Source organism: Paenibacillus sp. OT2-17, from assembly GCF_009827695.1.
Taxonomy (GTDB): Bacteria; Bacillota; Bacilli; order Paenibacillales; family Paenibacillaceae; genus Paenibacillus; species Paenibacillus polymyxa_B.
Genome location: NZ_WUDQ01000538.1, coordinates 1 through 2,528, shown reverse-complemented (window position 1 = coordinate 2,528; position 2,528 = coordinate 1). Strand labels below are relative to the sequence as shown.

Here is a 2,528-nt window from a genome sequence, read left to right as displayed (position 1 = left end):
GGGTAAAATGAGGATTATAAGTAAGTCACCGAGCAGGAGGAATGAATAGCTTATGCAAAGAGTAGTGATAACAGGTATGGGTGTCGTTTCCCCACTGGGTAATAAAGTGGACACGTTGTGGAAGAATTTGCTGGAAGGCAATTCAGGTATACGTAAAATTGATACATTCGATGTGTCCGATTTGAAAGCACAAATTGCTGGACTGGTACAGGATTTTGATGCAGAAAAGCAATGGGGACGTAAAGATGCTAGACGAATGGATCGGTTTACTCAGTTTGCATTATATGCGGCAGAGCAAGCGCTCAAGGATTCCGGTCTGGAACTGGATCACACCGATTTGGAGCGTGTCGGTGTTTATGTGGGATCGGGAGTCGGCGGTTTGGATACGTTGGTGGACAGTGTAGATGTGCTGCTACATCGTGGACCGGGTAGAGTTAGCCCAACGCTGGTACCTATGATGATCTCGAATATGGCTGCTGCTCAAATTAGTATCGCGTTTGGAGCGATGGGACCTACGCTTTCACCCGTGACGGCTTGCTCTATTGGGAATACAGCAATTGGAGAGGCGTTTCGGACGATTCGTACAGGAGATGCAGATGTCATTTTTGCCGGTGGGGCTGAAGCGGCGGTGACTAGATTGGCCTTGGCGAGTTTCGCTAATGCGACTGCCTTGTCCACACGTAACGAGGAGCCTTCTATAGCAAGTCGACCTTTTGATCAGAATCGGGACGGCTTTGTCATGAGCGAAGGTGCAGGTATTCTGGTACTGGAGTCATTGGAACACGCTATCCGACGTGGTGCGGAAATCTATGGTGAGGTCATCGGTTATGGAGCCAGTTCGGATGCTTATCACATGGTTGCACCGCATCCCGAAGGAACCGGAGCTTACTTGGCGATGAAAGCGGCCCTTCGTTCGGCTCACATCTCCCCTGAGGAAGTGGACGTGATTAGCGCCCACGCGACGAGTACGTCTGTCGGGGATGTCGCTGAGACCCTTGCAATCCACAAGCTTTTTGGTGATTATGCCTATCAGATTCCGGTTACTGCGAATAAGTCCATGCTGGGTCATATGCTGGGGGCTGCGGGCGGTGTTGAAGCGATTGCACTTGTGCAAAGCCTGCGAGAAGGTATCATTCCGCCAACGATGCATCTGGATAATCCAGACCCTGCTTGCGATCTGGATTATGTGCCTCACGAAGCGCGCAAGGTTCCACTAAATATTGGGCTATCTAATTCTTTCGGCTTCGGTGGTCATAATGCGGTTATTGTGCTGAAGCGCTACGAGTCATAATTTGTAAGGAGTTATTGAAACCTCAGGCATTCTATCCGGCTGGATAGAGCACCTGAGGTTATTTTAATCGAAGAATAACAGATTCATTTTAGAGAAGAGATAGAGTAATATGAAGGAAAACATTTGGAGGGACGTGAAACCATGATTTTAATCAGGAACATACAATCAGCAGACGCTGAAGCGTATTGGAATTTGAGACTGGAAGCCCTGCAAATGAACCCTGAAGCTTTTGGAACCTCCTATGAGGAAGCTGCACGAGTTCCATTATCTGATGTGGTGAAGCAGATACAAAATAAACGAGATCATTACATACTTGGTGCATTTACAAAGGATCATCAGCTGGCCGGTATGACTGGGTTTAGAAGAGAACAAAAAATAAAAACGCAGCATAAAGGAACGATTTGGGGAGTTTATGTACCATCGACCTACCGAGGTCAGGGGATCGCTAAAAAACTTTTATTGGAAGTCATCAGCCAAGGTAGAAAATTGGAAGGTTTGAAGCAAATTAACCTGAGTGTGGTAACTACCAATCAAGCTGCTGTTAAGCTGTATAGGAAGTTGGGATTTGAAACCTATGGTATAGAAAAGAATGCTTTAGAATATCACGGACAGGAATATAATGAGGAACTCATGGCTTATTTTTACTAAGGGTGAAAGGTTTTGAAAAAATGAAAATTGACCGATTGCTTTCTATCGTCATTTTGCTGCTAAAGAAAAATAGAGTACAAGCGAAGGAACTGGCTGATTTATATGAGGTTTCGATCCGGACGATCTATAGAGATATTGAAGCGATTAGTATGGCAGGTATTCCGGTGGTGACTTATCAGGGAGCCAATGGGGGAATCGGTCTGATGGAAGGATACCGTCTGGATCGCAGTATGCTGACGGATAACGATGTCAAGGACATTGTGATGGGGCTGCAGAGTTTGTCCTCGACGTTGGGCAGCCCCAATGTGTCGCGGTTACTTCATAAATTTGAAAGTATTATGCCGGAGTCCGGGAAAGAGCGATTTAGTGTCCGTACCACACAGTTTATCGTCGATCATTCGGGATGGGGAAATCAAGCTGCACAGGAAGGCAAATTGAAAAAGGTGAAAGAAGCAATGAGCCAAGCGCGTACTGTCGCTTTTACCTATCGAAATGCGGAAGGAGCCATAACGGAACGGAATGTTGAACCGCATACGCTCGTTCTGAAAGGACAACAATGGTTTGTATATGCGTATTGTCCCGATAGGTA

At 46.3% G+C, this 2,528-nt stretch carries 3 protein-coding genes; all 3 read left to right on the top strand.

Going from position 1 to position 2,528, the window contains the following annotated elements:
* The first annotated feature begins 52 nt into the window (after positions 1–52).
* On the top strand, positions 53–1,291 hold the full coding sequence (fabF, locus tag GRP75_RS24255) for a beta-ketoacyl-ACP synthase II (protein ID WP_160790596.1): 1,239 nt from the start codon (positions 53–55) through the stop codon (positions 1,289–1,291).
* A 123-nt stretch (positions 1,292–1,414) separates the two neighbouring features.
* Positions 1,415–1,939 (top strand): GNAT family N-acetyltransferase, encoded by a 525-nt coding sequence (locus tag GRP75_RS24250; protein ID WP_237449170.1) that lies wholly within the window; start codon positions 1,415–1,417, stop codon positions 1,937–1,939.
* 20 nt (positions 1,940–1,959) lie between these two features.
* Positions 1,960–2,528: helix-turn-helix transcriptional regulator (locus GRP75_RS24245; protein WP_160790595.1), on the top strand; the 569-nt coding region annotated here is incomplete at its 3' end.